23 protein-coding genes and 1 tRNA gene are annotated in these 26317 nt (G+C 60.7%); 10 read left to right on the top strand and 14 right to left on the bottom strand.

The window, feature by feature from the left end:
• Positions 1 to 16 precede the first annotated feature (16 nt).
• The 4 genes from FHP24_RS07315 to prmB all read right to left on the bottom strand — a co-directional run bounded on the left by FHP24_RS07315 (position 17) and on the right by prmB (position 5190).
• A complete protein-coding gene (locus FHP24_RS07315; protein ID WP_139674938.1) occupies positions 17 to 1318 on the bottom strand; it encodes an NAD(P)/FAD-dependent oxidoreductase in 1302 nt (433 codons plus the stop codon).
• A gap of 1 nt (position 1319) precedes the next feature.
• Positions 1320 to 2678 carry a glutamine synthetase family protein gene (locus tag FHP24_RS07310; protein WP_139674935.1) on the bottom strand — a complete coding sequence of 453 codons (1359 nt, stop codon included), beginning with the start codon at positions 2676 to 2678 and terminating at the stop codon, positions 1320 to 1322.
• Positions 2679 to 2936: 258 nt separating this feature from the next.
• Complete coding sequence (locus FHP24_RS07305) at positions 2937 to 4187, bottom strand: NAD(P)/FAD-dependent oxidoreductase (RefSeq protein WP_139674932.1); 1251 nt, start codon at positions 4185 to 4187, stop codon at positions 2937 to 2939.
• Between the two features lie 88 nt (positions 4188 to 4275).
• Positions 4276 to 5190, bottom strand: coding sequence for a 50S ribosomal protein L3 N(5)-glutamine methyltransferase (gene prmB, locus FHP24_RS07300; RefSeq protein ID WP_246091623.1), 915 nt, complete (start codon positions 5188 to 5190; stop codon positions 4276 to 4278).
• Between the two features lie 278 nt (positions 5191 to 5468).
• Here prmB and FHP24_RS07295 point away from each other — a divergent pair, with 278 nt between their 5' ends.
• A complete protein-coding gene (locus FHP24_RS07295) occupies positions 5469 to 6293 on the top strand; it encodes a pseudouridine synthase (protein WP_139674930.1) in 825 nt (274 codons plus the stop codon).
• Between the two features lie 51 nt (positions 6294 to 6344).
• Here FHP24_RS07295 and FHP24_RS07290 read toward each other — a convergent pair.
• Positions 6345 to 6418: transfer RNA gene (locus tag FHP24_RS07290), tRNA-Gln, on the bottom strand.
• A 237-nt stretch (positions 6419 to 6655) separates the two neighbouring features.
• Between FHP24_RS07290 and FHP24_RS07285 the strand changes: the two genes are divergently transcribed.
• Entirely contained in the window at positions 6656 to 8383 is a 1728-nt protein-coding gene (locus tag FHP24_RS07285; RefSeq protein WP_139674928.1) for a Ppx/GppA phosphatase family protein, read from the top strand.
• On the top strand, positions 8380 to 9117 hold the full coding sequence (locus tag FHP24_RS07280; RefSeq protein WP_139674924.1) for an RlmE family RNA methyltransferase: 738 nt from the start codon (positions 8380 to 8382) through the stop codon (positions 9115 to 9117). Before FHP24_RS07285 ends, FHP24_RS07280 begins: the two co-directional genes overlap by 4 nt.
• Positions 9118 to 9120: 3 nt before the next feature.
• On the opposite strand, the gene FHP24_RS07275 is transcribed toward FHP24_RS07280, so the two are convergent.
• Positions 9121 to 10533, bottom strand: coding sequence for an MFS transporter (locus FHP24_RS07275; protein ID WP_139674921.1), 1413 nt, complete (start codon positions 10531 to 10533; stop codon positions 9121 to 9123).
• 233 nt (positions 10534 to 10766) lie between these two features.
• On the opposite strand from FHP24_RS07275, the gene FHP24_RS07270 reads away from it, so the two are divergent.
• The 4 genes from FHP24_RS07270 to FHP24_RS07255 all read left to right on the top strand — a co-directional run bounded on the left by FHP24_RS07270 (position 10767) and on the right by FHP24_RS07255 (position 15227).
• The gene (locus FHP24_RS07270; protein ID WP_139674918.1) at positions 10767 to 11771 is read left to right on the top strand and encodes an MBL fold metallo-hydrolase; all 1005 of its coding nucleotides are present in this window, start codon (positions 10767 to 10769) and stop codon (positions 11769 to 11771) included.
• A 455-nt stretch (positions 11772 to 12226) separates the two neighbouring features.
• Complete coding sequence (gene guaB, locus FHP24_RS07265; protein ID WP_139674915.1) at positions 12227 to 13720, top strand: IMP dehydrogenase; 1494 nt, start codon at positions 12227 to 12229, stop codon at positions 13718 to 13720.
• Between the two features lie 98 nt (positions 13721 to 13818).
• Positions 13819 to 14238, top strand: a complete 420-nt coding sequence (locus tag FHP24_RS07260) for an MAPEG family protein (protein ID WP_139676180.1) — start codon at positions 13819 to 13821, stop codon at positions 14236 to 14238.
• A 110-nt stretch (positions 14239 to 14348) separates the two neighbouring features.
• Positions 14349 to 15227: a dienelactone hydrolase family protein gene (locus tag FHP24_RS07255; RefSeq protein WP_139674912.1), complete on the top strand. Its 879-nt coding sequence runs from the start codon at positions 14349 to 14351 to the stop codon at positions 15225 to 15227.
• An 11-nt stretch (positions 15228 to 15238) separates the two neighbouring features.
• Here FHP24_RS07255 and FHP24_RS07250 read toward each other — a convergent pair whose 3' ends face one another.
• The 4 genes from FHP24_RS07250 to FHP24_RS07235 form a co-directional block, all read right to left on the bottom strand.
• Positions 15239 to 16159, bottom strand: a complete 921-nt coding sequence (locus tag FHP24_RS07250) for a hydrogen peroxide-inducible genes activator (protein WP_139674909.1) — start codon at positions 16157 to 16159, stop codon at positions 15239 to 15241.
• 70 nt (positions 16160 to 16229) lie between these two features.
• Positions 16230 to 16562, bottom strand: a complete 333-nt coding sequence (locus FHP24_RS07245) for a type II toxin-antitoxin system RelE/ParE family toxin (RefSeq protein WP_139674906.1) — start codon at positions 16560 to 16562, stop codon at positions 16230 to 16232.
• 1 nt (position 16563) lies between these two features.
• Entirely contained in the window at positions 16564 to 16839 is a 276-nt protein-coding gene (locus FHP24_RS07240; RefSeq protein ID WP_139674903.1) for a CopG family ribbon-helix-helix protein, read from the bottom strand.
• A 67-nt stretch (positions 16840 to 16906) separates the two neighbouring features.
• Positions 16907 to 17857, bottom strand: a complete 951-nt coding sequence (locus FHP24_RS07235; RefSeq protein ID WP_139674900.1) for a LysR substrate-binding domain-containing protein — start codon at positions 17855 to 17857, stop codon at positions 16907 to 16909.
• A gap of 188 nt (positions 17858 to 18045) precedes the next feature.
• Between FHP24_RS07235 and FHP24_RS07230 the strand changes: the two genes are divergently transcribed.
• On the top strand, positions 18046 to 18342 hold the full coding sequence (locus FHP24_RS07230; protein ID WP_139674897.1) for a DUF1127 domain-containing protein: 297 nt from the start codon (positions 18046 to 18048) through the stop codon (positions 18340 to 18342).
• A 218-nt stretch (positions 18343 to 18560) separates the two neighbouring features.
• Here FHP24_RS07230 and FHP24_RS07225 read toward each other — a convergent pair whose 3' ends face one another.
• From FHP24_RS07225 to FHP24_RS07210, 4 genes are all read right to left on the bottom strand, one after another.
• Positions 18561 to 19934 (bottom strand): glutamate--cysteine ligase, encoded by a 1374-nt coding sequence (locus FHP24_RS07225; RefSeq protein WP_139674894.1) that lies wholly within the window; start codon positions 19932 to 19934, stop codon positions 18561 to 18563.
• A gap of 160 nt (positions 19935 to 20094) precedes the next feature.
• On the bottom strand, positions 20095 to 20832 hold the full coding sequence (locus FHP24_RS07220) for a 16S rRNA (uracil(1498)-N(3))-methyltransferase (protein WP_139674891.1): 738 nt from the start codon (positions 20830 to 20832) through the stop codon (positions 20095 to 20097).
• A gap of 12 nt (positions 20833 to 20844) precedes the next feature.
• Positions 20845 to 22374, bottom strand: coding sequence for an inorganic phosphate transporter (locus FHP24_RS07215; RefSeq protein WP_139674888.1), 1530 nt, complete (start codon positions 22372 to 22374; stop codon positions 20845 to 20847).
• A gap of 112 nt (positions 22375 to 22486) precedes the next feature.
• Positions 22487 to 23005, bottom strand: a complete 519-nt coding sequence (locus FHP24_RS07210) for an NUDIX hydrolase (RefSeq protein WP_139676179.1) — start codon at positions 23003 to 23005, stop codon at positions 22487 to 22489.
• A gap of 294 nt (positions 23006 to 23299) precedes the next feature.
• Between FHP24_RS07210 and FHP24_RS07205 the strand changes: the two genes are divergently transcribed.
• Positions 23300 to 24733 (top strand): FAD-binding oxidoreductase, encoded by a 1434-nt coding sequence (locus FHP24_RS07205; protein WP_139674885.1) that lies wholly within the window; start codon positions 23300 to 23302, stop codon positions 24731 to 24733.
• Positions 24734 to 24980: 247 nt separating this feature from the next.
• Positions 24981 to 26171, top strand: coding sequence for an FAD-binding protein (locus FHP24_RS07195; RefSeq protein ID WP_139674882.1), 1191 nt, complete (start codon positions 24981 to 24983; stop codon positions 26169 to 26171).
• The last annotated feature ends 146 nt before the right edge of the window (positions 26172 to 26317 follow it).

Raw genomic sequence — 26317 nt, 5'->3', positions numbered from 1 at the left:
CCTTACCGATCCAGCCTCAGACGCCAAGCTTGTCCCTGAGACCGTACCACCAAGCACCAAGCGCGGTGAGCGGCACGCGGAAAATCCGTCCGCCGGGGAAGGGCAGATTGGGCAGCGATGCCCAGACGTCGAAACGCTCGGCGTGGCCGGCCACGGCCTCGCCGAGGATCTTTCCCAGCAGATGCGTCGTCGTCACCCCGTGTCCACTGTCGCCATGAGAGAAATAGACGCTATCGGACAGTTTTCCCATATGCGGAATGCGGGTCAGGGTCAGCGCGAAATTGCCGCTCCAGGCATAGTCGATCTTCGTGTCGCTCAACTGCGGAAATGTCTTCAGCATGTTGGGACGGATCACACCCGTCAGGTTCTTCGGGTCATTTCCGCCATAACCGATGCCGCCGCCGTAAAGCAGGCGGTTGTCTGAGGTGCGGCGATAATAGTCGAGAATGTAATTGGCATCCTCAACGCAGTAATCCGCCGGCAGCAGATTTTCGATCAGATCGGCATCCAGCGGTTCCGTCACCATGACCTGGCTCGACACCGGCATCATCCGGCCATGCACTTGCGGAAACAGCGGCGCCAGATAGGCATTGCCGCAGATCAGCACATAGGATGCCGTCACCGATCCGCCGCCCGTGCTGACGACAGGCCGCTTCTTCTCTGTATCCACCGCAATCGCCCGCGAGCCCTCGAATATCTTCGCGCCAAGGCTTTCCGCCGCTGCCGCCTCGCCAAGCACAAGATCGAGCGGATGGATATGCCCGCCGAGTGTATCGATCATCCCGCCGGCATAACGGTCGGTCTTCACATATTTTGAGACCTCTGACTTCGACACCATTTCCAGCCCCGGATGACCATGCCGCTCCCAGTCGGCTTTGCTCTCGGCCATCCCGCGGATCTGCTTGTCGGTAAAGGCTGCGAAAAAGCCGCCATGCTGAAGGTCGCAGTCGATCGCATATTTGGCCACCCGCTCGCGGATGATATTGCCGCCCTCGAGCGACATCTTGCCGAGCGCTACGGCCTTCTCATTGCCGTAACGCTTGGCAATCACCTCAAGGTCACGGCTGTAACCGTTGACGATCTGCCCGCCATTGCGCCCCGATGCACCGAAGCCGATCCTTGCCGCTTCCAGCACGACCACCGAAAACCCGCGCTCGCAAAGCTCCAGCGCCGCAGATATGCCGGTAAAACCCGCGCCGATGATGCAGACATCCGCTTCGATGTCGCCGGCAAGCGTAGGCCGCACGCGCTTGTCCTTGGCGCTTGCTGCGTACCAAGAACCGGTATGGCCGGGATTGGCGTTATCGTTGAACGTCATCTCATACCGTCCTTATGTAGGCGTCATATTCCACATCGGTGACGCGCAGCGAAAATTCGGCCAGTTCCTGTGCCTTGCAGGCAATATAGAGCGAGCGGTATTTCGGGCCGAGTGTGGCATAGGCGAATGTGGATCGGGCAAACTGCCGCAGCGCGTAGTCCCAATTGGTCGGCAGCGGATCATGGTTGATCGCATGCTCGTCGCCGGTGATCGCACCGCCCGGGTTGCGTTTTTCCTTGATGCCGGAAAGTGCGGCATTGAGGATCATCGCCAGCGCCAGATAGGGATTGACGTCTGCACCCGCGACGCGATGCTCGATCCGTGTCGCAGGCTTTGACGCAGTGATCACCCTGACCGCCGCCGAACGGTTGTCGAACCCCCAGGATGCGTAGGTCGGCGCGTGTTCGGAAGGCCGAAGCCGCCGGTAGGAATTGGCATGCGGCGCAAACACCGCCATGCTCTCCGCCATGTTTTCCAACAACCCGCCGACCGAATGAAACAGCAGTTCCGAAGGCCCGTCCGCGCCGGCATAGACATTGCGACTGGTCTCGTCGATTAGCGAGAAATGCACATGCATGCCGCTGCCGGCCTGCATGCCATAGGGTTTCGCCATGAAGGTCGCATCGAGATCGTTGGCCCGCGCCACGCCCTTGACGATCCGCTTCAGGAGGACCGCATAGTCTGCGGCCTTCAGCGCATCCGGCACATGGTTGAGGTTGATTTCGTACTGGCCGGGACCGTTTTCGCGCACCACCATGTCGGCCGGTATGCCTTGCGCCCGTGCAGCACTGGCGATGCCGTGGAACACCTCTTCGAAATCCTGCAGTTCGGAGATCGAAAGCACCTGGGTCTGGCCGGCATGCCAGCGTCCCTCACGTGAATTCGGTGGCCGGACCGGATCAAGCGCGGAGCGAAGCGGATCGATCAGATAGAATTCCAGTTCCGTCGCCACCACAGGCGTCAGCCCGATCTTCGAAAACCCTTTCAGGACATTGGCCAGAACCTGCCGCGGATCGCCGTAGAAGCCCGACCCGTCGGGATCGCGCATGTCGAGCAGGACCTGCGCCGTCGGCCGGTTCAGCCAGCTGATCCGCGACAGCGTGCTGGGTACCGGAAAGCACAGCCCATCCGGATCGCCGGTTCCCTGAGCCAGTCCCGCCGCATTGACATCGCGGCCCCAGACATCGAGCGCATAGACCGAGCGCGGCATCGCCATGCCCTTGTCCAGCACGTCGAGCGCCCGTTCGCGCGGTATCCACTTTCCGCGCGGAACACCGTTTGCATCGATCACGAAGGCTTCGAGAACCTCGATATCGGGATTGGCATCGAAAAAGGCTTTTGCGTCGGCAATATCATTCATGAAACACCAGAAAACTCACTCGAACCATGGGCAACAAGCGCCCGTTCACGCCTGCATTGAAGCGCGCTAACGGTCGAGGAATCTGGCGTCGTAGATAAGATATCGTGCCATTGTCGCGTCGGTCCGGCGGGATCAATGGGGATCATCCGGGCATCGTTCCCTTTGATTGTTGATCCAAGCCTAACCCGCCTTTTTGCCAAAAGCCAGTCCGACGGCTGCGATCGTCATTCAGGCCCGTAAGCTTCGGGCCCAGAAACTTTACGCATTGAACCGCTCCGGCCGGTAGGCGGAAATATCGATCAGGGTCTTTTCGCCCAGGATCGCCTCGGCGATCACCTGGCCGGTCACCGGCCCGAGCGTCAGCCCGTGATGCGCATGGCCGAAGGCGAACCACAATCCGTCATGCCGGGGCGCCTTGCCGATCACCGGCATCATGTCCGGCGTGCAGGGGCGGGCGCCCATCCACGGCTGCTGGTCCAATCTCTCGCCAAGCGGAAAGATCGCTTTCGCCGCGGCTTCCGCGCGGGCCAACTGCACTGGCGTTTTCGGCGCGTCCCGTCTTGCGAACTCGGCGCCGGTCGTCAGCCTGATCCCCTGGTTCATCGGCGCCAGAAGATAACCGCGCTCCGCGTCCAGCAGCCAGCCGTTGAGCACCGCATTACCCTTCGGCGCATAGTGCATGTGGTAACCGCGCTTCACGCCGACGAGGAAACTGTAGCCGAGCGGTTTCGTCACCACATCCGACCACGGCCCGAGCGCCACGACCACGTCTTTCGCTTCCACCGTGCCGTCACCGGCCACGACCCGCCATCCGCTCGTGGTTTTCGAAAGACTGCGGGCATCCCCCTTCAGCACCCGTCCACCAAGCTTCTCGAACAGCCGCACATAAGCCTGGCTCAGCGCCAGCGGGTCCTTGACCGACCACGGGTCCTCCCAGCGCAATGCCCCGGCGAAATCATGGGAAAGATGCGGCTCCCTGGCCGCCAGATCCCCGGGCGAAAGCGCCTCGAAGGCAACGCCATATTCCTGCTTCAGCCTTTCGGCCTCGCGAAGCTCGCCATCCCGCTTGGCCGATGTGCGAAAAACCTCCGTCCAGCCGTTCTTGGCGATTAGTTCTTGCGCGCCCGCTTCTTCAATCAGCTCGTTATGAGTGGAGATCGAATGTTCGATCAGCGGCGCATAGGCGCGTGCGATCAGCTGATGGCGGGAGAGGTTAGAATGCCACCAGTATTTCGCCAGAAAGGAGGAGACCGAAGGAATCGCCCGCCAGTGAAAATGCGAGTCGATCCGGTTGTTCAGCGCATAACGCAATATCTGGCCGAACTGCTGCGGAAAGCCATAAGGTACAATGCCCTCGCGCTGGATCAGTCCTGCATTGCCATAGGATGTCTCACGCCCCGGCTCGCCCCGATCAACCAGGACCACCGCCTTGCCGCGCCGTGCAAGCTGCACTGCCGTCGAAATACCGACAATGCCGGCCCCAAGCACGATGACATCCGCTGCAGCCATGATCTTTCGTCTCCACACTCACCCGATCACCGGAACATGCCGCTCCGGTGATCGCTGCGCAAACGAAAAGTGCCGGGATGACGGTACTTTAGCCCTTCAGTGAATCGGCCGAAATCCAGAATACGGCATCCTGTGATTCTGCCGTCTCCAGCCAGAGGAATTCCAGATGCGGATATTCTTCTTCGAGGATTTCACGGCCCGAACCGATCTCGCAGATCATCCCACCTTCGGGATTGAGATAATCGCCGGCCTGCTCGAGAATCTGGCGCACCAGATCGAGCCCGTCCTCGCCACCATCATGCGCCATGGCAGGCTCCGCCTGATGTTCCGCCGGAAAACCGGACATCGAGGCATGATCCACATAGGGCGGGTTGGTGATGATCAGATCGTAGGTCTTGCCCTTCAGCGGCGCAAACAGGTCGCCCTGATGAAGCGAGATCTGCTCCTCGACCTCATGTTCGGCCAAATTGATCTTCGCAACCTCGAGCGCATCGGCCGAAAGGTCGACCGCATCGATCGCCGCATTGGGAAAGAACTTTGCCGCAAGCACGGCAAGGCAGCCGGAACCGGTGCAGATATCGACAGCGCTTTCCACCGCAAACGGATCGGGCAGATAGGACGAACCCTGTCCTCCGAGATATTCCGAAAACAGGATCTCGCCGATATGCGAGCGCGGCACGATTACTCGCTCGTCGACATGGAACCGCACGCCCTGGATATAAGCATGACCGGTAATATAGGAGGAAGGCTTGCGGGTCGTCACCCGCGTCTCGATACGGTCAGCCAGCAGCTTGCGCTCGGACGGCAGCAGCCGCGCATCGAGAAACGGATCGAGCGCATCGATCGGCAGGTTCAATGAATCGAGCAGCAGAAACGCCGCATCGTCACCGGCCGTCGTCGTGCCGTGGCCGTAACCCAGCTCGGCGGCGTTGAAACGGGAGATCGCATAACGCCAGTAATCGCGCAGCGTCACGAGGTCTGTCGTAATATTGTCCTGGCCCAACGGTGTCTCTCTTCGCTCGCAACTGGGATTCGATCGTGTCCGGACCATATAGGGCTGGACGAAGCCGGGCATAGAATGGCAAGGGCGGATGGGTCAACAGGCAGTATCGTGCAACTTCTCCTCTTGTCGAATGGAAGGCGTAATTCGGATGCTCAGCGAGAGCCTGAGTTGGGCAGGCGGCAGCCACTTGTGCTCCACCTCGGCAGCCGGCAGGCCGGAGGGGTGCCGGAAACTCATAGACAAGCGAGAGTATGATTGTGTCGGCAGGAACCGTGTGAATGAAAGAAAAGACCCGACGGCCTCATTCGGCGCAAAACCGCAAGCCGACAATCGGCTCCAGCCGTAAACCCGCCCCGCCATCCGCCGGCAAGCGCGTCACGCTTCCCCGCGCTCTCTCCAAGCTCGGTTATTGCTCGCGCACACAGGCCGAGGAGCTGATCCAAGCCGGTCGCGTCAGCGTCAACGGCAGTCTCGTCACGGATATCGAAGCCTGGATCGACCTCGACACCGGCAAGATTGCCGTCGATGGAAACTCAATTGCCGCTGAAACACCCGTCTACCTGATACTCAACAAACCCCGCGGCCTCGTCACCACCCGTCACGATCCCGAAGGCCGCCCGACCGTTTTTGATTGCCTCAAGGGTTTCGACCACGCCCACCTGTCGCCCGTCGGCCGGCTCGACAAGGCCAGCGAAGGCCTGCTTCTCTTCACCAACGACACGCTCTTCGCCAATGCATTGCTCGATCCCGAGACGCATGTGCCAAAAACCTATCATGTCCAGATCGACACGCTCGTGGACGACGAGATGCTGAAATCGATGACAAGAGGCCTCGACCAGGACGGCGAAATCCTCAAGGCCCGCCGCGCGATAAGACTGCGCGAAGGCGACAAGAACTCCTGGCTGGAAATTGAACTCGACGAAGGCAAGAACCGCCACATCCGCCGCATGCTCGAAGCCCTCGACATCACCACCCTTCGCCTCATCCGCGTCGCGATTGGCAATCTCGTACTTGGAGGGCTGGAAAAGGGTAACGTGAGGGCGTTGACCGAGGATGAATTGCGGGATCTGCGGATGTTGAGCCGCCGGCATCCGAAAGCCTGACGATTTCTTCGCCAATAGAGTTCTATTTATCTGATCATAAAAAAGGAAAATTGGCTGGGGAACCTGGATTCGAACCAAGATTAACGGAGTCAGAGTCCGTCGTTCTACCGTTGAACTATTCCCCAGCAGGAGCGACCACTGGTCGGCTCATCGGTGTGCGGCGCTTATAGCCAAACCTTCGCGACTTGCAAATAGTTTTTTCCGAAAAAATTGCGTCATGTCGCTTTGGCCACTTTTGGTCGCCACTCGGAAAAAGACATTGGCGAATGGCGCCTGCGCTGTTATCCTTTGTGCAACGAAGCAATCAGACGCAGCAGCACGCCTTTTTCTGGCGGTGCGCCGCGAAATGGATAGAACGACCAATGGACCCCGATAGCGGCCGCGCGCCGCCAGATGGCGGGGCGTCGGCCGGAGAGCGTGGGGCAGAAAAGCGGCCCCGTCGCAGGAAAGGGAAGCGCGGCGGTAAAAACCGCAATGCGACAGCTTCTCTGCACGCGTCTTCGGCTGTTCAGGCCGACCCGGCCGCGCGCCCAGAAAAAAAGCAGGACCTGTCGAGACAGGACGTGGCGAAACGTGATTCCGTGAAATCGGATGTTGCGAAGCAGGATCAGCCTGCGCGCAAACGCAAGCGTCGACGTTCGAGGTCCCATCACGCCGCATCACCCGACCATGCGTCGCAGACAGCATCCGGTGCCGTCGCGCAAGCCAGTGGCAAGCCGCATGCCGAGAGTCGAAGCGGATCGTCCCAGTCGTCAGGTGCGGCCAATGCCGGCACCCATGCACAACCGGCCCTTCCGCCAGTTGCCGAGGGCGGCCAGCGGCATGAGGACAAAAACCAGGGTGACCGACCTCATGGCGGCAAGGGTCGTGACCGCCGGAAGAAAAACCGGTCCGGGCGCGGTCTGCAGGGGCGTCCACTCACACAGGCAAAAGGCGCTCTGAACGGCGTATCGCAACCCGCACTGGCGCGTGCCCTGTCGGGTCCGTCGTCGGAGCAGGGCGGCGGGATGACGGCTGCGCTGCAGGCGGTCGAGGCGGCGCTTCCTTTCCATGACGATCTTTATGCAGCGCTCGATCTCGGCACCAACAATTGCCGCCTGTTGATTGCGCAGCCGACACGCCCCGGTCATTTTCGCGTCGTCGATGCGTTTTCGCGCATCGTTCGTCTGGGCGAGGGGCTTGCTGCGACGGGCCGGCTGTCGAACGATGCCATGGATCGCGCCGTCGAGGCCCTGCGCATCTGCGCCCTGAAGCTGGCCGCCAAGCCGATCCGCAAGATGCGGCTGATCGCCACCGAAGCCTGCCGCGCTGCCGAAAACGGCGAGGAGTTTCTGGCGCGCGTGCTGGCCGAGACCGGGCTCGAGCTCGAAATCATCGATCGCGAGACTGAAGCACGGCTTGCCGTCTCCGGTTGCTCGTCGCTGGTCGGTCGCGAGGCGCGTTCGATCGTGCTGTTCGATATCGGCGGCGGCTCCTCGGAAATCGCCGTCATCCGCATCGGCGACAACCGGTCCTCCAGGCTTGCCAACCACATCACCCACTGGACCTCGCTGCCCGTCGGTGTCGTCACGCTGTCGGAGCGTTATGGCGGCCGCGACGTGACGCCGGATGTGTTTGAGGCGATGACCTGCGAAGTCGAGGGCATGCTGGCAAAATTCGATTGCCCGCCGCAGGAAGCCTCCACCCACAATGGCGACTACGATTTCCATCTGATCGGCACGTCGGGCACGGTGACGACGCTTGCCGGCGTCCATCTCGATCTGCCGCGTTATGACCGCCGCAAGGTCGATGGTTTGTGGCTGTCGGATGCGGAAGTGTCCGCCATGCAGGCGAAACTCCTGTCCTGGGATTTCGCCGGGCGTGCCGCCAACCCTTGCATCGGCCCGGACAGGGCAGATCTCGTGTTGGCGGGCTGCGCAATTCTGGAGGCGATCCGCAGGCGTTGGCCAAGCCCGAGAATGCGCGTTGCCGATCGCGGGCTGCGCGAAGGTCTTTTGACCGATATGATGGCCGATGATGGCGTCTGGCGACGCATGCGCTCGCGCAGATCGGGTGCGACAGGTTCCGGAGAAGGTTTGAGACGGCGATGACGAAGACACCGGTCGGAATAAACAGAACGGGCAGAAAGCTCGGCCAGAAGGTCAAGAAGGGCAAGCTGAAGGCGTCCTCGCGCCGTTGGCTGGAGCGCCATATCAACGATCCTTACGTCCAGCGGGCAAAGCTGGAGGGTTATCGCGCCCGTGCGGCCTTCAAGCTGCTGGAGATCGACGAAAAGCACCAGATCCTAAAGGGCGCCCGTCGCATCATCGATCTGGGCGCCGCACCGGGCAGCTGGTCACAGATTGCCGCAAAGGTGACGAACTCGACGGACGATGATCCCCGCGTCGCGGCCATCGACTTCCTTGAGGTCGATCCGCTGCCGGGTGTAAAAATCCTGCAGCTCGACTTCCTCGATGACGCCGCTCCCGCTCTCCTCATGGAAGCGATCGGCGGCACACCGAACCTCGTTCTCTCCGACATGGCGGCCCCGACAACGGGTCACCACCGGACCGACCATCTGCGCACCATGCATCTGTGCGAGGTCGCGGCGCATTTCGCTATCGAGGTTCTGGCGGAAGGCGGCCATTTCCTGGCCAAGACCTTCCAGGGCGGCACGGAAAAGGATCTGCTCGACCTGTTGAAGAAGAACTTCAAGCAGGTCGTGCACGTGAAGCCCGCTTCGTCGCGTCAGGAATCGGTCGAAATGTTCCTGCTCGCCAAGCATTTCAAGGGCCGCAGGCAGGTAGAGGTCGAGGCTGACGAAGACGCGGCTGCCGACGACTGACGGTTATTCTCCGGCTTCCGGCTGCACTTCGGCCGGGCGCCGGCCGTGATGGCCGGAAACGGCCGTCCCCGTCAACGGGTCGAGCCTGAAGATCGGGATGATCGAGAACAGCGAGATGGCTGCGACGATGAAGAAGGCCAGGTGGAAATCTGCAAGCTGCAGATGGCTGCCGGAATACATCGACGACATTTCCAGGATGAAGGCGGCAAACGCCACGCCCAGCGCCAGGCTCACCTGCTGCAGCGCTGATGCCATCGAGGTCGCCTGGCTCGCCAGGTCGTCGGATATCTCCGAATAACCGAGCGCGTTGACGCCGGTGAAGAACAGCGAGCGGAAGAAGCCAGCAGCCAGCAGCGCGCCGATGATCCAGATATGCGGCGTCTCCGGCGTGTAAAAACCATTCACCGCGGTCATCGCTGCGCCGAGCATGCCGGCGACCAAGAGCGCCGTGCGGAAACCGGTCAGCGCGAAGACCCTTCTTGCAATGAATTTCACCGTCAGCGCGCCGATCGCGCCTGAGAACGTGATCAGCCCGGACTGGAACGGATTCAGCCCGAAACCAAGCTGCAGCATCAGCGGCATCAGAAAGGGGATCGCCCCGGTGGCGACGCGAAACAGCGTGCCGCCCGTCGTCGAGGCGCGAAACGCCCGGTCATTGAAGATTTTCAGGTTAAGGATCGGGTGAGGGTGGTGCGCTGCGTGGCGAATGTAGAGGAATGTGGCGATAAAGCCGGCAATCGTCGCGCTGATCCCGACCGCGGGCGGAAGCGCCGGCAGGCCGATCACCGAAAGGCCGAAAACGACGCCCGACGCGGCGACGGAGGTCAGAAGGAAACCCATCCAGTCCATCCGCGCCGTTTCCATCGGCGGTACTTCCGGCAGGTAGACGCCGGTGAGATAGAGGCCGACAAGGCCGATCGGCACGTTGATGATGAAAATCCAGTGCCAGGAAAAATAGGTTGTGATGAAACCACCGATCGGCGGCCCGGTCAGTGGTCCGACAAGGGCAGGGATGGTCAGGAGCGCCATGGCCGAGACGAGATCGCTGCGCTTGGTGGTTCGAAGCAGCACGAGGCGCCCGACCGGCGTCATCATCGCCCCGCCCATACCCTGCAGGAAGCGCGACATGACGAATTGCAGCAGCGAATCCGATATGGCGCAGAGGATCGAGCCGATGACGAAAACGCAGATCGCCAGCCGGAACACCTTCTTGGCGCCGAACCGGTCCGACATCCAGCCACTGATCGGAATGAACATCGCGAGCGCCACCATATAGGAGGTCAGCGCCAGTTTCAGCGTGATCGGACTGACGCCGAGATCATAGGCGATCGTCGGCAGCGCCGTGGCGATCACCGTCGAATCCATCTGTTCCATGAACAGCGCGACGGCGAGGATGAGCGGAATGATGCGGTTCATGGATGCGGATGCCACGGCATGAGGCCCGGGAAGATGAAGGGTAGAGGCGATGTAGACCTCTAATGCCGATCTGCCAATGGATGATCCTGTCGTTTCTTGCATTGATGGCCGGCCGTTCTGCGGCCTCCGTCACGTCTGCGTGAAAATTCGCTTTTAGCGACTGATGATCGTCAACTTTTCTTCCTGCCGCACTAGGTTAGCGTTTCTGGAAATCAGTCGAGAGGGAACGGGACATGACTGGAACGGGTATCGGAAGAAGAACATTGCTGGGCACTGCAGGCCTCACCCTGCTTGCCGCCCCGGCGATCATCGGCAATCGGGCAGCCTTCGCCCAGGACAGCAGCAAAGCGAGCAGAAAATTGGCAATCGATCGCGTCATCCCGCCGGACATTCACAAATTCAAGGTCGGCAGCTTCGAGGTTCTTGTCGTCAAGGATGGCGCCCGGCCGTCCGGCGTACCGAACGAGACCTTCGGCATCAACCAGTCCGCTGAAACCGTCGGCGCGCTTCTGTCTGAAAACTTCCTGCCGACCGACCAGTTCGTCAACGGCTTCTCGCCGACCCTGATCGATACCGGCAGCGACGTCATCCTGTTCGATACCGGTTTCGGCAAGGCCGGCCGCGCGCAGGGTGCAGGTCGTCTTATCGAAGGCATGGCCGCGGCCGGTTACATGCCGGCGGACGTGACCATCGTCGTTCTTACCCATATGCATGGCGATCATATCGGCGGCCTGATGGAAGACGGAAAGCCGGCCTTCGAGAATGCCCGTTATGTCGCCGGCCAGAAGGAATATGACTTCTGGACTGATCCCGCGCGTGTCGGCACGCCGGCCGAAGGCGGTCAGAAGGGTGTGCTCGCCAACGTCAAGCCACTCGCCGAAAAGATCACCTTCATCGGTGATGGCGCCGATGTCGTCCCTGGCATTACCAGCATGGCTGCCTTCGGCCATTCGCCCGGCCATCTGATCTTCAATGTCGAATCCGCCGGCAAGCGCCTGATCCTGACGGCCGACACGGCCAACCATTTCGTGCTGTCGCTGCAGCGTCCGGAATGGGAAGTGAAGTTCGATATGGACAAGACGGCCGCCGCAGCCACCCGCAAAAAGGTCTTCGACATGGTCTCCACCGACAAGGTCGCCTTCCTCGGCTACCACATGCCGTTCCCGGCCGTCGGTTACGCCGAAAGGCAGGAAACCGGATACCGGTTCGTGCCGAAGAGCTACCAGTTCGATATATGACCGGCGACGGGCGCAATCGTGCCCGTCATATATAGTCATCCAGAACTGTCGAGTAACATCCAAAACGACCAAAGCCACCCGCGAGGGTGGCTTTGGCTTATATGTCCCTTTCGGGAGACGGCGACGCATTCCTGCGGCCCGCGTGAGATATGCATGATCCGTGCCCACTATGCTGCAATATTGGTGACTACGCAGCATAGGTATCAAGTGATTTCTGCCAACTCTCAATTTTCACGATCGCGGCCGACATCCCTGTCCAGCCTGCAATCAGTGAAGGCCTTCTATACCAAGCCATGCAAACCCGGAGGGTCTGCCTCCCGGGAATTTTCTATTCCCTTGTTGTCATGAACGTGTTACCAGCCCTCGCCAACTTCCATGTATTTCATGCAGAAGCAACCGGACAAGGGTTTTCCTTTTTCCGGCGGATTCTGCCTATCCAACTGAAGGAACTGGCAATGGCTCGCATCGTAATCTCGGCAACCGGCGCGGAAGCGCTTACCTTCGATGATGTGCTTCTGCAGCCGGGGCACTCGGAAATCATGCCGGGTCAGACCAACATTTCCACCCGTATCGCCAAGGATATCGACCTCTCGCTGCCGATTCTGTCTTCTGCCATGGACACGGTCACCGAAAGCCGTCTTGCCATCGCCATGGCCCAGTCGGGCGGCATGGGCGTCATCCACCGCAACCTGACCCCTATCGAACAGGCTGAGGAAGTCCGCCAGGTCAAGAAGTTCGAAAGCGGCATGGTCGTCAATCCGGTAACGATCGGCCCCGACGCAACGCTGGCCGAAGCCCTGTCGCTGATGAAGTCGCATGGCATTTCCGGCATCCCGGTCGTCGAAAACGGCGGTCGTCCGGGCCGTCTGGTCGGTATTCTCACCAACCGCGACGTCCGTTTCGCCTCAGATCCTTCCCAGAAGATCTACGAGTTGATGACCCGCGAGAATCTCATCACGGTCAAGGACGGCGTAGAACAGTCCGAAGCCAAGCGCCTGCTTCACTCGCACCGCATCGAGAAGCTTCTGGTCGTCGACAATGAGGGCCGTTGCGTTGGTCTCATCACCGTCAAGGACATCGAGAAGTCGCAGCTCAACCCGAATGCCGCCAAGGACATTCAGGGTCGCCTGCGCGTCGCCGCCGCGATCTCCACCGGCTCTGATGGCCGCGAACGTGCTGAGCGCCTGATCGAAGCCGGGGTCGATGTCATCGTCGTCGATACCGCCCACGGCCACAGCCAGAAGGTTCTGGATGCGGTTGCCGAGGTCAAGAAGATGTCGAATGCGATCCGCATCATCGCCGGCAATGTCGCGACCTCGGAAGGCACCAAGGCGCTTATCGATGCCGGCGCCGATTGCATCAAGGTCGGTATCGGCCCGGGTTCGATCTGCACCACCCGCGTCGTTGCAGGCGTCGGTGTGCCGCAGCTCGCAGCTGTCATGGCAGCTGTCGAGGAAGGCAACAAGCACGGCATTCCTGTCATCGCCGATGGCGGCATCAAGTTCTCCGGCGATCTGGCCAAGGCAATCGCCGCCGGTGCTTCGGCCGTCATGGTCGGCTCGCTGCTGGCCGGCACCGATGAAAGCCCGGGTGAAGTTTATCTCTACCAGGGCCGTTCGTTCAAAGCCTATCGCGGCATGGGTTCCGTCGGCGCCATGGCCCGCGGTTCGGCAGACCGTTATTTCCAGGCGGAAGTGCGCGATACGCTGAAGCTGGTGCCGGAGGGCATCGAAGGCCAGGTTCCGTACAAGGGTCCGGTTTCGGCCGTGCTGCACCAGCTGGCCGGTGGTCTGAAGGCCGCTATGGGTTATGTCGGCGGTAAGGATATTCCCGACTTCCAGGAAAAGGCGACCTTCGTGCGCATTTCCGGCGCTGGCCTTCGCGAAAGCCACCCGCATGGCGTCACGATCACCCGCGAAAGCCCGAACTATCCGGGCGCCAGCTCCTGATCTGACGAAAAGTCTCCACCGATTTCAGGCGGGCCGGGCATTTTACCTGGCCCGTTTTCGTGTCAGAACACCGGCAAAATTAGGAGAATTGCCCGATGATGACCGACACGACCGCCATGTTCTGGCCGATGATCGCCCATGCCTTTCTGGTCTTCATCCTCTATTACATGCTGTCGAAGCGCCGCATGGCCGCGGTTGTCTCCGGAGATGTCGATCCGCGGCAGTTCAAGGAAAACCTTGCCGAACCGGCGGAAAGCCTGCTGGTCCATAACAATCTGAAGAACCAGTTCGAATTGCCGATGCTGTTTCATGCCGGTGTCGTGGCGATTTTCATCTGCAATGCCGACAACATCATCACCATCGGGCTCGCCTGGATTTTTGTCATCTCGCGTTATGTGCATTCCTATGTGCACGTCACCAGCAACCGGCTGCTCTTGCGCCGTCCGTTGTTCATGGTCGGTTTTCTCGCCACCGTGCTGATGTGGGGCTGGCTGGCGATCTGGCTCGCCACCTCCTGATCCGGCCTTGCCCTCACGCATATGTGTAGCGCGGGCGACCTCGCGCTTCATCGCCATGTTGCAAGGCCTGCCCTACCTTCGCCTCACTGAAAGCGAGAGGAGCAGGCAGCATGGACACGAAGCCAAAAGTCACACAGGCGATGATCAACGCCTATGACGAATACACGCATCTCCATCTCGATCGCCGCAAGTTCATGGAGCGGTTGACGGCTCTGGCCGGATCCGGCGCGGCAGCCGCAGCCATCGCCCCCATGCTTGCCGGCAACGGCGCTCGCGCCGCCGTGGTCGAGGCCGCTGACGACAGGTTGACTACGGAAGATGTCACTTTTCCCGGCTCGACGGGCGAGAGGAAAGCCTATTGGGTCCGCCCGAAATCCGCGACCGGCCCGCTCGGCTCCATCATCGTCATCCACGAGAACCGCGGTCTGAACGAACACATCCGCGATGTCGCCCGCCGTGCGGCGCTCGAAGGCTTCAATGCGCTCGCGGTGGATTTTCTGTCTCCGCTCGGAGGAACGCCCGCCGACGAGGACAAGGCGCGCGAAATGTTCTCGACGCTCGATCCGGCACAGACGGCAGCCGATGGCGAAGCGGCGCGTACATGGCTCGCGAAACATGAAGGTGCAAACGGCAAGGTCGGCGCTGTCGGCTTCTGCTGGGGCGGCGGCCTCGTCAACCGCATGGCGGTAAACTCGCCGGAACTGAATGCCGGCGTCGCCTATTACGGCCAGCAGCCGCAGGCTTCGGACGTACCCAAGATCAAGGCGCCGCTGATGCTGCATTACGGTGGCCTCGACGAACGCATCAATGCCGGTATCCCCGCCTATCGCGAGGCGCTGGAGAAGAATGGCAAGACTTTCGAGATCTTCGTCTACGAAGGCGTCAACCACGCCTTCAACAACGATACCTCTGCCGCCCGTTACGACAAGACGGCCGCCGATCTCGCCTGGAGCAGGACGACCGCCTTCTTTAAAAAGTATCTGTCGTAGCGCTGCCTGTTCTAAACAACCGCATCGCCTGGCCTATCGTCTCCGGATGGCGCGCAGGCGATGACGGCTTGCGCCAGCGCCGTCATATCCTCCGTTCTGCCGCTCGATTTGCGCCAGATCAGGCCGATCTCGCGCGCCGGTGCGGGGTTGGCAAAAGGCACGATCCTCAGGTTGTTGCGCGTGGTTTCCGAAGCGAGCGCCATTTCCGGGATCAGCGTCATCCCCATGTCGTGGGAAACCATCTGCAGCAGCGTCGCCATCGAGGTCGCGCCGAAATTGACGAGGCTGCGTTTGCCTGCTGCACCACAGACCGCAAGCGCCTGATCCCGCAGGCAATGCCCTTCCTCAAGCAGCAGCAGCCGGTCAGCATCCACCTGGTTTTCAGTCATCGGCGAGATCAACACGTCACGGTCGTTCTTTGCCATCGCCATGAAGAATCGGTCGGCAAACAGCGAACGTGTCTCGATCGTTTCGGCTTCCACCGGCAGCGCCGCGATCACCGCATCCAGCCGGCCCTCGGTCAGCTCCGCCACCAGCCTATCGGTCACGGCCTCCTTGAGTTCGATCTCGATCTCCGGATACGCCCGACGCAGATGAGGAACCAGCCGCGGCACCAGATAGGGGGCGACCGTCGGGATGATGCCGATACGGATCGGGCCGCCAAGCACGCAGCTCTTGCGTCTTGCAACCTCCTCCAGCTCGTCGACGGCACCGAGAATGACGCGGATGCGCGATAACGCATCCTCCCCCTTTGCGGTCAAAAGCACACCCGCCCGGTTGCGCTCCACCAGCTGCGCGCCGAGATGATCCTCCATCTCCATGATCTGGGTGGAAAGCGCCGGCTGGCTGACATGTACCATCGCCGCCGCCTTGCCGAAATGCCGCGTCGTGGCGAGAGCCTCGAAATAACGCATCTGGCGAAGCGTAAGCATGATAATTTATTCCAATCGCGGGGTGCAGGTGCTGCGACTGGAGATTATGAAATGATGTAACCAGATTCAACTATGAAAGAGACAGCTGTCGTTCCCGCCGGAGACCACAATCGCCTTTTGGGCGATGCGGGGGCTGCTGTCTTTCATGTCGAATGGAAGCGATCTCAAGAATATCACCCCTTAGTCGTGTGGTGAGAATAAGCGGTCGCATGACCACGCGACGCGTGCCGGGTATCGGCCCATGCTCGGTCATTTCGGGAAACTCTGCCAAGATGTCTTGAAGTTTGTCGAGGCGAAAAAGAATGTTCCGTGCTGCTGCTGGATTTTGCTCTGCCAGTTCGCCGATATAGGCGAGAAGCCATCGCTCGGCCCTTATGGAAAGACGGACCGTGCGTTTTGGCATGTCACCGTGCTCGTAGTGCCCGCTTTGCTTCGGCATGCTCGACGATGGAGTTTGCCTTTTTCAGAACCTCGTCGAGTTCGCTGAACTTGCCGGCCTGCAGCTCTGCCAATCCCGCAGCGTCTTCCTGCAGATCAGCGCCTTCGTTTGTCAGATAGTTTTCAAGCGCGCGTTGAATGATCCAGGCCCGATCCTGCTCGATTAAAGTGGCAAGATTATCCACCCGTTCGACAAGTTCGGCCGGCAGTGATGCTGAAATATGGGACGTTTTTTCGCTCAACGATCTCTCCCAGGCAACGCGGTCAGCCTGCGCTTCGTCCGAATGAAAGTCAACGAAACGGTGCCTCTCACCACCCCGTCGTCATCAACTGCCCCGAGCGGCCACGCGACTGGCGAAACGTCTTCACCTCGCCATCCAGATCGCCGGGTGCCGCTGCCGGCGAGATGTTGTCGAGGCAGGCGGTGATGTGGTCGGTGATCGCGTTCATCAGCGAGGGGGAAAGCCCCGGCCGCTTCATCAGGCCGATCTGCACCGGCGGCAATGGTGGAAAGCCGTCGGCGGCGGTCAGCACTTTCATGCCAGGTCGCAACGCAGATTCCGGCAGCACCGATACGGCCATGCCGGCCAATATCGCAGCCGCGATGACGGTGGAAGACCAGCTGGTAAACAGGACCTGATACTCGCGTCCATCCGCATCGAGCGCCGAACAGGCAAGCTGACGCCACAGGCAGTCGCGGCGTCCCACCGCAAGTGGCACCGGCGCATCATCCTTCAGCGGATGGTTGGCCGATCCCACCCAGCAGAGTGGTTCTGTCCGCACCACGTCGGAAATCCTCTGGCGCGGATTGTGGGTCACGAGCGCAATATCCAGCTCGCCGCGCGCCATCTTCTCTGCAAGGCTAACCGAGGGTTCGCAGACTATGTAGAGCTCGACATTCGGATGGGTCTTGGCAAACCGGCCGATGATCTCCGGCATGTAGCGGTCGGCATAATCGTCCGGCGTGCCGATGCGCAGCGTGCCTTCCAGCCGGTTGTCATCGAAGGCGGCGATCGCCTCGTTGTTCAGCCTGATGATCCGGCGGGCGTAGTTCATCAGCTTCTCGCCCTCGGTGGTCAGGCGGTTGCCGCGACCGTCCTTGGCGAACAGCTGCTTGCCGATCCGTTCTTCGAGCCGTCGCATCTGCATCGAGACGGCAGATTGCGTCTTGAACACCCGGTCGGCGGCCTTGGTGAAGCTGCCGGTGTCGATGATGGCGATGAAAGTATGCAACTGGTCGATATCGAGAGGAGCGGACATGAGCGCAATCCATCAGTGAACTTGATAATCATCATTAGAAACATTCGTTGGACTGATCAATACGATTAACCGATAACGACGGCAATTCTTCAACAACGGCGCTTGCCAAAAGCGCAGATGTTTCACCGGCAGTCCGTTTGCAGCAGCGATCGGTAAGCCTTGACCGTGCCCGATGAAAGGATACCCCGATGAGCACGACCGAATGCGGAACAGATATCAAGCTTGTTAAGGCCTCCGGCCTTCAGTCCGGCGGCTCGACCACGCTGGTGCGTATCAAATCCGTATGGCGCGCCATCTGCAACCGCATCGCGTCCAACAGCCTGGCCGAATTCGACGATTACCAGCTGGATGATATCGGTCTGACGCGTGGTGATGTCGTCATCGCACTCGACCGCTCCGGTGTTCTTGACGATCCGTCATTGCTCCTGAGCCAGGCAGCACGCGAACGTGCCCGCACCCGCTTTTCACGCCCAGCCCGGCGCTGACAGACAGTTTTCCCCGCAGGGTGAGCCAAAAGCCCTGCTTCTTGCCCGGCCGGACATCCGCGCCGGGCCTTTTTTGTCTATGGGGAAAGGGATTCAAACCCATCTTCCGTCATGCTCGGGCTTGTCCCGAGCATCTGCTACGCCCCGACTTGGCTCGACGTGCATAGATCCTCGGGACAAGCCCGAGGATGACGGTGAGGGGGCAGGAAGGCGAAGAATCAGTACTGATATTCGTCGAACACCGGCTTTACCGAACCGTTCCAGCGTCCGTTGTAAAGCCCGAGCAGATCGTCGGCGAGCGTCGCCTTTTTCGCCAGCACTTCCTCGAGCGGGGCAAGAAAAATGCTTTCGTCCTGGCCATCGCCGTTCAGCCGCGCCCGCGCTTTCAGGCCCGCGGTCGAGATACGCACCGTATCGCGTGCTACGTCCAGAACCGAACGGCCCCTGATCGTCGCTTTCAAGCCCTGGCTCGGCACGCTGTCGCGCATGGCGACGACGTCTTCGAACGTCCAGTCGGCCGTCAGCGTTTCCGCATCGGCAAGTGCCGCATCGTCATAGAGCAATCCGACCCAGAAGGCCGGCAGGGCGCAGATCCTGCGCCACGGTCCGCCATCGGCGCCGCGCATTTCGAGGAAGCGCTTCAGTCGGACATCCGGGAAGAGCGTCGAGAGGTGATTGGTCCAGTCGCCCATATTAGGCTGCCACTCGGCCACTTCACCCTTCAGGGCGCCGGCCATGAACTGGCGGAAGGTGACATGCGTGCAGTCATGATATTTGCCGTCGCGGACGATGAAATACATCGGCACGTCAAGCGCCCATTCGACATAGTGGTCGAAGCGCAAATCCGGATCGAAGACGAAGGGCAGGGCGCCGGAACGCTGGTTGTCTGTATCGCGCCAGATGTCGCCGCGCCAGGAGACGAGCCCGTTGGGCTTGTTTTCGGTAAACGGTGAGGAGGCAAACAGCGCGGTCGCGATCGACTGCAGCTTCATCGACACGCGCATCTTGCGCGCCATGTCCGCTTCGGAAGAGAAGTCGAGATTCACCTGGATCGTGCAGGTGCGATACATCATGTCGAGACCCTTGGCGCCGACCTTCGGCATGTAGCGGGTCATGATGTCGTAGCGAGATTTTGGCATGCGCGGGGTTTCGGCAAGCGACCATGTAGGGCTGCCGCCGAGGCCGAGGAAACGGATGCCCATCGGCTCGGCAATCTCTTTCACCAGCGCCAGATGCCGGTTGGATTCGCGGCAGGTCTCGTGGATCGTCTCAAGAGGCGCACCGGAAAGCTCGAACTGCCCGCCGGGCTCGATCGAGATCGCACCCATGCCGGATTGCTCTCCAAGCCCGATGATGTTGTCGCCATCCATGATCGGCTCCCAGCCGAGCCTTTCCTGCATGCCTTTCAGCAGCGCGGAAATGCTGGCATCGCCGGAATAGGGAACAGTGCCGTTATCGGCAGCAAAGAAGACGAATTTCTCGTGTTCGGTGCCGATCCGGAATTGCTCTTTCGGGCGCGAGCCCTGTGCCAGATAGGCCGAAAGCTCAGATACCGAGGAGAGTGGTGTCTGGTCGGTAGTATCGCGCGCCATGAAGATACCTTGGTCGGAATGCCTGAATGATAAGCCAGACTGATGATCGTCCGGCTGATTGAACCGAATTCATCTGCGGTGCAAGCGAATTTGTTTCAAGATCGGTTCAGAAAAACAAGGCCGAGTGTTGCGGTTTCGCAAGCCTCTTGCCGGTGCGATGTCATTGCCAATCCCCCACCGCAGCCTGAATGACCGCCATCGCCGCCACCGCTGCCGTATCCGCCCTCAGTATCCGTGGCCCGAGCGGTATTGCCGTCACGAAGGCGAGCGAATGCAAAAGCGCGCGCTCCTCTTCCGAAAACCCGCCCTCCGGCCCGACCAGAAGCGCCAGTTTCCGCTCGCTGATTTTCGACAGGATCGGCAGCGGGTTCTGTCCCTCGTCACTCTCGTCACAGAAGATGATCCGCCGATCCGACGGCCAGCGCTCGAGAATATCGGCCAGCTTGCGCGGCTCGGAAACCTCGGGGATGGACAGCACGCCGCATTGCTCAGCGGCCTCGGTCACATTGGCACGAAGCCGGTCGAGATTGGTGATCTTGCCCTGCACATGCTGGGTCATCACCGGCTGTAGCAGGCCCGCACCCATCTCGACCGCCTTCTGGATCAGGTAATCCAGCCGACCCACCTTCAGCGGCGCAAAGAGATAATGCAGATCCGAAGCCGGAGGCTGCGGCCGGGTCTGCTCGGTCAGTGCCAGCACGATCTTCTTGCGGCTCGGAAAGGTGATCTGCGCCAGCCATTCGCCATCGCGGCCGTTGAACACCAGCACATTCGCGCCAGCCTCCAGCCGCAGCACGTTGGCGAGATAGTTGAACTGCTCGCTCGCCACCTCATGCCGTGTTTCGGCGGAAAGCGGTGTATCGATGAAAAGCCGTTGCAGGCGAAAATTGGCGCGCACTGGTGGAAGTCCTTACAGAAACAGCGAGAACATAACCGTCGCGATGATTGCCGCAAGGCCTGCCGCCGCCGGAAGTGTGATCATCCAGGCTGCAAGTATGCTCAGCATATGCGAGCGGCGCACGAGATAACGCCGTTTCACCTCGTCGTCATTGCGCTCGAATGTTTCGTTTTCCTCCGGCTCCCCGGCGGAAACCTTGCCGGCACGTACCCGCATATATTCGTAGCGCCGCTTCGAATTGCGCGTGTACCATTCGCGGAACAGCCCGACGCCGAACACGGCACCGACGGCGATGTGGGTAGACGACACCGGCATTCCCGCCCAGGACGCGACGAGCACGGTGAGCGCGGTCGACAGCGAAACGCAATAGGCCCGCATCGGGTTGAGCTTGGTGATTTCGGCACCCACCAGCCGCACCAGTTTCGGACCGTAAAGCAAAAGCCCGAGCGAGATGCCCAATCCGCCGATGACCAGTTCCCACAGCGGCACGCCGGGAACGTGGAGCGCACTGTCCGTCGCCATGTCCTGAACAGCAGAAACGATCGCTGCCAGCGGCCCGATGGCGTTCGACACATCGTTTGCGCCATGCGCGAACGACATCAGCGCGGCCGACAGGATCAGCGGAATGCGGAAAAGTTTCCTCAACGACTGGTTGCGGTTTTCCAGCCCTTGCGCCTGCGCCGCAATCACCGGGATCAGCGCCCGCCATGAGAAGAGACCGATGACGATTGCGATTGCGGTCGCGGTAAGAGCGGAAACCGTCATCATTTGGCCGAGACCGATCAGCGCCAGATATCCGGAAAATGCCCCGCTCATGATACCGATCAGCACCGGCACCCAGGTCTTTGCCGCGGCGATCTTGTCCTCGCGGTAGATGATGGTTTCCTTGACCAGCAGCAGGAAAGCAGCCGCGATCACGGCGCCCAGCAGCGGCGAGACTACCCAGCTTGCGGTAATTCCGGCCACCATACCCCAGTCGACGGCACCAAAACCGGCCGCCGCGATGCCGGCTCCCATCACCGCACCGACGATCGAGTGGGTGGTGGAGATCGGCGCGCCGACCCAAGTAGCGATATTGATCAGCACGGCAGCGGCAAGCAGCGCCGCCATCATCGCCCAGATCAGCATGTTCGGGCTGGAAACCAGGGCGCCATTGGTAATGCCGCTGGCGATCGTATGCGCCACGCTGCCACCGGCAAGCACCGCACCGGCAACCTCGAAAACGGCGGCCAGTGCAAGGCCGAAGCCCATCGTCATGGCGCGGGCACCGACGGCCGCACCGATATTGTTGGTCACGTCGTTGGCGCCGATATTCATCGCCATGTAACCGGCAAGCGCCGCAGCGGCGATGACGATCACCGAACCGGGTGCGCCCGTCACATAGGATGAGGCAAAGATCGCGGCGAGAATGATGAAGACAAGTGCCGCGCCCGGACCGGCGAGCCCACGCGACGTGTGTCGCGCGGCGTCTTCCACCGAGGATAGCTTTTCAAGATCCTTGTCGAGCGTCGGTTTTGCCAGACGCGGCTTCTGTTGGGCCATGCTTCATTTTATCGGTAAGGGGCGGTGCTAGAGGCAATACTGCCCTGTCTCCAAGTATGAGATTTTAGCACTTGCTTTTGAAGAGATTATGATGCTGGGCCAGGCAGTCTGCTCAGCCCGTGGCTTTCATCGCCACATTGGCAACTGCTACGTCCTGCACCGGCTTGCGAACGCGTTCGGCAAACTGCAGCAGCAGGATTTTCAGCTCCGGCTCGTTCACCCGGTTGGCGGCTTCCTCGGCGGAAACCCACTCGATGCGCCGCACGCCCTTTTCCTTGAAGTCCTTGCAGAGATCTTCGACTTTGAGCAGATGCACCTGCACGCGCACCGGCACCCTGATGCCGTTATCGAGCCCCTTGCGGTAATGATAGAACCCGAATGGAAGCTTTTCCGCCTTGCCTTTGACGCCGACTTCCTCGAGTGCCTCCTGCTCGGCCACCTGATGGGCTTTTTTGTTTTCCATGGGCCAGCCTTTGGGGATCACCCAGCGTCCGGTATCCCGGCTGGTCGCAACCAGAACCTCGATTTCGCCGCGCTTCTTGGCGCGATAGCAGATCGCAGCATATTGCTGGCGCGGGGGGCGCTGCACCATGAGACGAAGATTGCTGGCGATGCGGTTCATAAGGCCCAATTTCGAAAACACCTCCGAGAGTTTCATTTTACTAATATAATGCTTGCGCCAGGATTAACGAGGCATCGTGATCGAATTTGATCGTGAATCACTCGTTACAAACCCTTACTCAGCTAAGTATAAAGGGGTCGCGAAGCTGAGACGTCAACAGCTTATTGCACAGCTGTTCAACTTTCCTCCGGATGTTGCGAAAATGTGAGTGCCGGCAGCCTCGATACGACATTCGTCAAGAATAGGTTGAAGCTTCCCGGCGTGATGAAATAGGCTGCGATCGAGTCATGCGAGGAGGAATGCATGCCGGAGGCAATCCAGTTTCTGCTGCCACGACCAGAAGTCCTGGCTCGGCGGTCAATCATCATCGACGACCTGTGCGGCCTTCTGCCGGCTGATTGCGTCATCCATGAGGCGCGCGAACTGGTTCCGTTCGAGACCGACGCCTTCGTCAGCTATCGTCGCATGCCTCTTGCGGTCGTGCTGCCGCGCACCACGTCGCAGGTCGCGGCGGTGATGAAATATTGCCATCGCAATAGCATTCCGGTCGTGCCGCGCGGAGCCGGCACTTCGCTTTCGGGCGGCGCCATCCCGCAGGAGGATGCGGTCGTGCTCGGCCTGTCGCGCATGGCCCGCATCATCGAGATCGATTACGCCAACCGCACCGCCACGGTTCAGGCAGGCGTCACCAATCTGAGCATTTCCGAAGCGGTCGGCATCGATGGGTTCTTTTATGCCCCTGATCCGAGCTCGCAGCTCGCCTGCACCATCGGCGGCAATATCGGCATGAATTCCGGCGGCGCCCACTGTCTGAAATACGGCGTCACCACCAACAACCTGCTCGGCGTCAAGCTGGTGCTGGTGGATGGCGAGGTGATCGAAATCGGCGGCAAGCATCTGGATGCGGCAGGTTATGATCTTTTGGGTCTCGTCTGCGGTTCAGAAGGCCAGCTCGGCATCGTCACCGAGGCGACGGTGCGGCTGATCGCCAAACCCGAAGGTGCCCGACCGGTTCTCTTCGGTTTCGAAACTTCGGAAGAGGCGGGTGCCTGCGTCGCCGATATCATCGCCTCGGGCATCATTCCGGTCGCCATCGAATTCATGGACAAGCCGGCGATCGAGATCTGCGAGGCCTTTGCCAAGGCCGGTTATCCGCTCGATGTCGGCGCGCTGTTGATCGTCGAGGTCGAGGGGTCGGAAGCGGAAATGGATGCGATGCTGGAAAACATCGTCGGTATTGCCCGCCGCCACGCCGTCTTGACCGTGCGCGAATGCCAGTCGGCGACGGAAGCGGCGCTGATCTGGAAGGGCCGCAAATCCGCCTTCGGCGCCACCGGCCGCATCGCCGATTATATCTGCATGGATGGCACGGTGCCGCTCAGCAAGCTTTCCTATGTGCTGAAACAGACGTCTGAGATCATCGACCGGTTTGGCCTGCGCGTCGCCAATGTCTTCCATGCCGGCGACGGCAACATGCATCCGCTGATCCTGTTCAACGCCAACGATCCGGAAGAGGCGATGAAAGCGGAAGAGGCCGGCAACGAGATATTGAAACTCTGCGTCGATGCCGGCGGCTGCTTGACCGGCGAACACGGCGTCGGCATCGAAAAGCGCGACCTGATGCGCCATCAATATACGGACGCCGAACTCGCCCAGCAGATGGCGGTGCGCGCGGCGTTTGACGAGGACTGGATATTGAACCCGTCGAAGGTGTTTCCGCTGGAGGGGAGGGGATGATGCGCCCCGTTGTCTCTATGTCATCCGCCAAAACCCCCCCTCTGGCCTGCCGGCCATCTCCCCCACAAGGGGGGAGATCACAAGCCGCTCGACCTTCGCCCGAATGGTTTTCCTCTTTGGTTGGAGAGATCGCGACATTGATCGGGGTAGGATGGCGAGCCCAGCTGATCTCCCCCCTTGTGGGGGAGATGCCCGGCAGGGCAGAGGGGGGTGTTTTCCGGAGAGCAAGCCGGGCAAGGCTGCCCATATGCTGATCCCCAATTCCGAAACCGATGCCGCTTACGTCATCCGCAATGCCGCTGCCGACAACAAGCCCCTGTCGATCTGCGGCGCCGACACTCGCGGTTTTGCCCGATTGAACAAGCCGGCCGAACCGATCAGTTCCCGCGGCCTTTCCGGCATCGTCGATTACGATCCGGCGGAAATGGTGATGACGGTGAAATCCGGCACGCCGGTTTCGGAGGTCGAGGCAGCGCTTGCCGCCAATCGCCAGATGATGGCCTTCGAACCGATGGACCATCGCGGCATTCTGGGCAACAAGGGTGAACCGACCATCGGCGGCGTATTTGCCGCCAATGTTTCCGGTCCCCGCCGCCTCATTGCCGGTGCTGCGCGCGACAGTCTTCTCGGCATTCGCTTCGTCAATGGCCGCGGCGAGATCATACGCGCCGGCGGAAGGGTGATGAAGAATGTCACCGGGCTCGATCTGGTAAAACTGCTTGCCGGTTCGCAGGGCACGCTCGGTTTCCTCACCGAAGTCACGTTCCGCGTGTTGCCCGTGCCGCCGATGACGGAAACCATTGTCATCTCCGGTCTCGACGATGAAACGGCGGCAAAGGCGATGGCCGCCGCAATCGCGCTGCCGGTGGAAATTTCGGGTGCCGCGCATCTGCCCCAAACCGTGCGTTCCCGTTTCATCGATGGTGTCCTGCCGGAAGGTGAAGCGACCGTCTTGCGGCTCGAAGGCCTCACCGCCTCCGTTGACGTGCGATCGCAAAAACTTGCAGCAGTCATGGGAGCCTTCGGCCCTGTGGGAAAACTCGGCATGGAAAATAGCCTGATGCTCTGGCGCCAGATCCGCGACGTCGCTCCTTACGCTGATGGCACCGAAAAGCCGCTCTGGCGCGTCTCGGTCGCACCGAGCGCCGGTTATCATCTCGTCTCCGCGCTGCGGCTGGAGGCAGGCATCGATGCCTTCTACGACTGGCAGGGAGGACTGGTGTGGATGCGCATGGAAGCCGATCCGGAAGCCGAGCTGCTGCGTCGCTACATCCGTGCGCTGGGTGGCGGCCACGCAACGCTGATCCGCGCCTCGGAAGCCGGAAGACCGCAAATCCCGACCTTCGAACCGCTACCCGATGCGATCGCGGCACTCTCTGCCCGCATCAAGGCAAAACTCGATCCGGCGGGCATTTTTTCTCCGGGGAAGCTGGGGTGATGGAGATGATGACGATTACGATTGCGCTGCGGCACCCCCCTCTGGCCTGCCGGCCATCTCCCCCACGAGGGGGGAGATCAGCTGGGCGCACTGCTTTGCCCCGAGTGAACCGGATTGGCGCTGCCGCACCTGATGCCGTCAAAAAG

This window comes from Aliirhizobium smilacinae (genome assembly GCF_006335145.1).
GTDB classification, from domain to species: Bacteria; Pseudomonadota; Alphaproteobacteria; order Rhizobiales; family Rhizobiaceae; genus Neorhizobium; species Neorhizobium smilacinae.
Note: the sequence above shows the minus strand (reverse complement) of the source record. Positions and strands in the feature narration are given on the sequence as shown.